The organism is Pirellulales bacterium, assembly GCA_035939775.1.
In the GTDB taxonomy this organism is placed as follows: Bacteria; Planctomycetota; Planctomycetia; order Pirellulales; family DATAWG01; genus DASZFO01.
In genome coordinates this window covers 1-5,859 of sequence record DASZFO010000008.1, presented here as the reverse complement: position 1 = coordinate 5,859, position 5,859 = coordinate 1, and the positions used below count along the sequence as shown (strand labels likewise).

Sequence of the window (5,859 nt, the reverse complement as noted above, 5' to 3'; positions counted from 1 at the left end):
CTCAGTCCAGGCGATTCAAGCCGATCGACAAGTCTTGGACTCCGAGCGGCAAGCTCTCTGGGCGGATCGAGATTCCCTAGTGGCCGAACGACAATCGCATTCGGTCGAGCAACAAGCGTTGTCGGCACAACGCGAATCGCTCATGGCCGAACGGCAAACCCTGGAATCGGACCGTCAAACCCTGGACGGTCAACGGCAGGCTGTCGACTCGGAAAGGCAGACGCTCGAAGCCCAGCGGCAAGCCATCGCGGACTCGGTCCAGACGATTCAAGCTGATCGACAGATATTGGACGCCGAACGGCAAGCTCTGTGGGCGGATCGAGATTCCCTTGTGGCCGAACGACAATCGCATTCTGTCGAGCAACAAGCGTTGTCGGCACAACGCGAATCGCTTACGGCCGAACGGTATGCGCTCGAATCGAGTCAACAGGAAGTGTTGACCGAGCGACAAGCGCTCTCGGGCTGGCGGCACGAGCTGGAACAACAGCAGCAGACGTTTGCCACCGAGCGACAGGCCGTCGCGGACTCAGTCCAGGCGATTCAAGCAGATCGACATGTCTTGGACTCCGAGCGGCAAGCTCTCTGGGCGGATCGAGATTCCCTAGTGGCCGAACGACAATCGCATTCGGTCGAGCAACAAGCGTTGTCGGCACAACGCGAATCGCTCATGGCCGAACGGCAAACACTGGAGTCGGACCGTCAAACCCTGGACGGCCAACGGCAAGCCGTCGACTCGGAAAGACACACGCTCGAAACCCAGCGACAATCGCTCGAGGAAGACCGGAACTCGCTTGACGCTGATCGAAAGACGCTCGACGCCGACCGGCAGTCGCTCGATCTGGACCGGCAGGCGCTCGCGGCCGAGCGGGCGACGATGGAATGCGAGCGGGCGAAGCTCGATTCCGCGCGCCCGAAACTGATTGCCGAGCAGCAGGCTCTAGAAGCTGAGCAACAACAACTCCTTGTGGAGCGAGAATCCCTTGAACTCCAGCGGCGAGGCCTCCAGGCGCAGCGGCAAGCAATCGAGATTGAATTGCAATCGATCGAGGCGCGGCAACAATTGCAAGAGTCCGAGCGCCAATCGTTCGAAAATGAGCGCCAAGCAATTCTCATTCGCAAGGAATCGCTGGAAACCGAATGGAAATCGCTCGCCAACCAAAAGGAGGCTTTGGAAGCGGAGAGCGCAAAGCGAATTACCGAGCAGCGATCGATCGAGCGCGAATCCGAACGGCTCGCCGACGACCGGAATGACCTGGCAACCCAGCAGCAGAAGTTGTTGAGCGAACGCTCGGCACTGACCGTCGAGTGGCAGACACTCGACATGCAACTGCAAGCGATTGGCGCCGAGCGACAGATCGTCGATTCGCAGCGTGAGTCGCTCGAGAGCCAACAGCAGCGGCTGGCCAACGAACGGCAAGCTTTGGAGACGGCCCGACAACTGCTCGAAGCGGAGCGGCGTGGAATCGAATCGCGACAGGCCGCATTGACGGCGGAGACCGCACAGAACTCGCAACGGCTTGGCGAACAGATCGCTGCTTTTGCCGCCGCCCGCGAGGCGTTTGACCGGCAGCGCGACGTATGGCAGGCCGAGCGCGAGCAACGGCAGGCCCAATTCACTCGGGAACTCGAACATTCCCAGCAGCAAATGGCCGACGTCGCCCGACTCCAACAGGATCTCGATCGCCAGCGTGCCGAATGGGAAGAGCGCTCGCGCGCGGCCGAGAGCGATCTCGAAGCCCGCCGTCAATTGCTTGATCGGCAGGCCGAGGAATTGGAAGCGCATGGCCGCAGGCTCGAGGAGCAGCAAATGGCGATCTCGTCGCGGGAGACGGCGCCGACGGCAGCGATGTCGACGGCTCCCGCGCCATTGGCCGGCGCACAGTCCGTGGTGGTAGTCGGCGAACTCGCGGCAACGGACAGGGCCGATTCGTCGCCCTCGGCTGAACCGGCATCGCAAGAAGGCCGTTCGGAGGAGGACGTTTTCGCCAGGCTGCGGTCTTATGAACCGTTAAAAGCCGGGTCTCAGGGAGTACCGCGGCAACCATCGATCGATACGGGGGCGGCAGCAGCGGCGGGCGGGCAAAGCAAGGCCGAAGGGTCGCCGATTGATGAACAGACTGTGGCCACCGAGAAAATGGATCTCGCGGGCGCCCCTGTCATCGAAGCCGAGGAGTCGATCGACGACTACATGACGCGGCTGATGAACAGGATTCGTGGCATCTCCGGCTCCAGTGATCCGGCGACTAGGCCGAAACCCAAACTGAATCCGGAGGTCAGCGCCCGGCCGTCGGCCGCCGCGGCGATCGAGTGCCGGAGCGCGGCGGCCGAAAACGAGGCTCTGGATGAGTTCGCGGAGCCGGCCGCGGAAGGACCGTTGCAGTTAGTCGCGCGCTCGGCGCCGCCGGAGCTGGCAGCCGATTTGAAAGCCATGCGCGAGCTGGCGAACTTCACGGCCCGCGGCGCGATCGACACGCACGCGCAAGGGCGGTGGAGCAAGGCGGCCGCCAGCAAGATGGCCGGCGGCTGCGTTACGTTGGGATGCGGCCTTTGGCTCATGTTTCGCGAGACGGCGCTCGCTTCAGTTTCGCATGCCACCGGACTAGTCGGGCTCGTGGCCGGGGTCCTTTGGATCGCGCAGGCGGCCTCGGCCGCCCGAAAGGGTCGTCGTGTCGGCCGCCGCGCGGCCGAGCTTGCCAAAGTAGAAGCCCATGCGACCTCACCGGTCGAGACCGCGGCAACAATAGAACCCGGCGGGAACGACACAGGCGAGACCGAAACATTGACGATTGTCGACACCGTGCAGCCGTAACTGAGTTTGCAAGGACTCGGCGTTACGGTGCGCCAAGTCCGCGCAGACGCACCGGACCTCGCCGCAGCGTCCGTTCTTCGCGATGCAATGTGTGTCAGCGCAGGGCCTTGACGAACCCTGCGAGTATTCATTCGGCATTCATCTCATGCTCGTCGCCAGCACGTCGTCGAAGTCGCGGAGATGGTAACCGACGCCGACGAAGTCGAGCACGCGGAGTAGCCCGCGCAGGGCGACTCCCATGCCGTCCGGTCCGCTCGTGCCGCCGAATTGGCCGCCCCCTTTGACGTGCGGCTCCAGCTCGAGGAACACTCCCGGAATCCCCCGGCGCCGCAGCCGCTTTTCGAGCGTGGGGATCGTTCCGCGGAAATCGCGCAGGATCGCGTCGTGTGCGCTTTGTCCCACGTCGGCCGGAACGAAGTGCCGCAGCGCTTCTTCGTCGAGGTGCTTCTTGCGGCGGCCGGTCCGCGGATGGCGATAGTCTTTGATGTGCATCCAGCCGATTCCCGGTTTCATGGCCTGATAATGCTCGAACACCTCGCGCGGCGTGAAGCCCTGCGTGATCAGGTTCCCGGCGTCGAACACCAGCACCAGCGCCGGATGGTTCACCTGCCGGTGGATCTCTGCCAGAATCAGCCCGTTCTGCCCGACCAGGTTTGCCTCGACCTCCAAGCCGAAGGTAAGGTCGGAGCGGTGACAGGCCTCGACGATCTGCCCGACCTGCTCGACCACTTGCGGCACGTGCGGCCGCGGATCGGTCCCGCGCGGATGGTAAAACGAAAACCCGCGGATCAGCTTCGTCTCGAAGGCATGGGCCAACTGGCAAGCTCGGGCCACGTCCTTGGCCAGATACTTCGCGAATGGCACATAGGCGTTCTGCGTGCCGTCATCCACGTCGAGCAGCTTCACCTTGCCGATCGGCGAGCCGATCGAGGAAACGCTCAGATCGTATTCGTCCTCGAGGTGACGGACCTTCTGAATCTCGGCCGTGGTGAGCTTCATCACATTCTTGACGCCGCGTCCCACGTCGATGAACCGCAAGCTGTGGTATTGCAGCCCCAGCGCGGCGAACGCGGAAAACTGCTCGACCGCCGTCTTGTGCAGCGCCGCCTCGTCGCCGAAGCCGCTGACGATCACCTGAGGATTGCCGTTCATGCTCAATTAGCTCGGTCGGGATGGGTTTTCGCGAGGAGTCATTGTGTTGCGGGGCGACTCATTCCACAAGAGGGTGGCAAGCCCGCGCCGTTGCAGGCGGTGAAAGTCCGACGGCGCAAGAAACAGTGGCTGCGTGCCGTCAAGCCTTGCCCACTGTGCCTAAATCCTGTCGTGCCTTCGGATTCCTCCGCCAATTCCGCCTGTGCCGGTTCTAGCGGATATTCCCTCAATGCGGCGCGGGGTGGCGGCCGATGGTGTTTGTAGCCAATTGCGGCGCGCGGGCTTGGCTTCCGCAAAGCCGGCCGCTTCTCGCCACGACCCGATCATCCAGTGAACCAAGCTCGCGGGAGCAAAGCCGCGTCGGCCGCCGTTCACGCATTCGATTTCCAGGGGGGAGAATCGATGATTCGCCGAACCATTCTCGCGCTGTGCTGCGCCGCGGGATTCTGCTGCGCAGCCTCCGCCCAGCCCGCCAAGGCCCAAGACCCGGCCTTCGGCCGCCAATGGGGCAACACCTACGGGGTCCAAGACTGGGAGCGGTTTTACCACTACCCTTATGTCTATTACCCGCAGAATTTCTGGGGCGCGGAATATTACCGCAGCTCCAACAGCCTCTACTACCGGTACCCGCCAGAAATGCAAATCCCGGTCTACAACAAGCAATGGCACAACATGTACCCGACCGGGACGAAGTACCACATGGGGCACCAGTTCATCCTCGACACGTTCTAGATGTGGCTGCGTGATGTTGGGAACGCCCTCTGCGGCGTTCCGAGAAGCTCGCTGCGGCATGCAAAAATTGCGGGAACTCTGGCGAACGGCACGGATTCGGATCGGCACGGAGGCCGATCTCTGCGGCCCGCACCTACGCTGGCAGCGTCGGCAACGAAAACAAAAGCCCCGGGCTGGCAATCCGCTAGCCCGGGGCTTGATTGTTTAGTGCGGCCGGCAAAGGACCGGCCGACTTTGGTTGTTGCAAGTCTGAACGTTCGAAGGCCCAGTTAGGCCGTCGGCTTCTTGCCCTGCTTGATATCGACCACGGCCTTGCCGTCCGCGTCGAGGGTGAAGCGGATCGCTTTGGTTTGCTTGAGATCTTCGATCTTGCCGGGAGCGCCGTTGATCGTCACGCTGACGGTCGGGCTGACATCGAATGTCTTTTCCATGCCGACCTTGTCGTCCTTGTCGGCCTTCACGTTGACCACCAGCTTGGTGCTGGTCACGGAAACAAGGGTGCCGCGCTGGACCTTTGGCTTGTCGGCCGCTTGAGCCGCGGTAACCATCAGGCAGACGGCGAGAAACGCCAAAACAATTGCCACGCTACGCTGAACCATCGTGTGCTCCTTCAGGAAAAAACGGGGAGGGAGGTGGAGGGAGGAAAGCCCTGAGGTGGGGCCTTTTGACCAGACCACTATAATCCGCCGGCAAGCCAATGCAACCATTTTTCGCCGCGGCAAATCATAGGCAGGTCAAAGTTTGCGTGGCCCGCTCACGGGGCAAACAAGTTCCCACGGCACGCAGCCAACGCAACGGCCAACCACCTACAATAAGTAACCCGCCCGATTAAACGAAGTTCCGAAAAGAATCGTAGCTTATGGTCCCTGCGGAATCTTCAAACTGTAGGGAACGGGGCGCCCTCTGGGCCCCGCGGGGTTCCAGTGACGGCATCCGCCGCGGCGGATGCCCCACAGCGCAGTTCCGGCTCGGCAAGCCGGACCTACATCACGGCGGGTTGTTGGACGGGCCGAATTGGCGTATCTTACCAGTTGTACTACCCGCCTTGTTCGCCCGCCTCCTGTCATGGCATTCACCGGGAGCCCACCCATGCCACGCTCGATCGTGTTGTTCGGTTGTTCTTCGTTGTTCGTCTGTCTGCTGGCCGGATGCGAGACGAAGGGACC

The 5,859-nt window shown here is 62.3% G+C and carries 4 protein-coding genes; 2 read left to right on the top strand and 2 right to left on the bottom strand.

Annotated features, from left to right (window positions below):
- Positions 1 to 2,809 (top strand): hypothetical protein (locus VGY55_00315; protein ID HEV2968396.1); only part of this gene is annotated, 2,809 nt, incomplete at its 5' end.
- A 138-nt stretch (positions 2,810 to 2,947) separates the two neighbouring features.
- Here VGY55_00315 and VGY55_00310 read toward each other — a convergent pair.
- The gene (locus tag VGY55_00310; GenBank protein ID HEV2968395.1) at positions 2,948 to 3,961 is read right to left on the bottom strand and encodes a TIM barrel protein; all 1,014 of its coding nucleotides are present in this window, start codon (positions 3,959 to 3,961) and stop codon (positions 2,948 to 2,950) included.
- Between the two features lie 402 nt (positions 3,962 to 4,363).
- Between VGY55_00310 and VGY55_00305 the strand changes: the two genes are divergently transcribed.
- Positions 4,364 to 4,693, top strand: a complete 330-nt coding sequence (locus VGY55_00305; protein ID HEV2968394.1) for a calmodulin-binding protein — start codon at positions 4,364 to 4,366, stop codon at positions 4,691 to 4,693.
- A gap of 269 nt (positions 4,694 to 4,962) precedes the next feature.
- Here the strand turns inward: VGY55_00305 and VGY55_00300 are convergent, their stop codons facing one another.
- Positions 4,963 to 5,292 carry a hypothetical protein gene (locus VGY55_00300; GenBank protein HEV2968393.1) on the bottom strand — a complete coding sequence of 110 codons (330 nt, stop codon included), beginning with the start codon at positions 5,290 to 5,292 and terminating at the stop codon, positions 4,963 to 4,965.
- Between the last annotated feature and the right edge of the window lie 567 nt (positions 5,293 to 5,859).

Bases quoted from the DNA above. Each gene is read 5' to 3' on its own strand.
- VGY55_00310 (HEV2968395.1), bottom strand. From the start codon at position 3,961: ATGAACGGCAATCCTCAGGTGATCGTCAGCGGCTTCGGCGACGAGGCG.
- VGY55_00305 (HEV2968394.1), top strand. From the start codon at position 4,364: ATGATTCGCCGAACCATTCTCGCGCTGTGCTGCGCCGCGGGATTCTGC.
- VGY55_00300 (HEV2968393.1), bottom strand. From the start codon at position 5,292: ATGGTTCAGCGTAGCGTGGCAATTGTTTTGGCGTTTCTCGCCGTCTGC.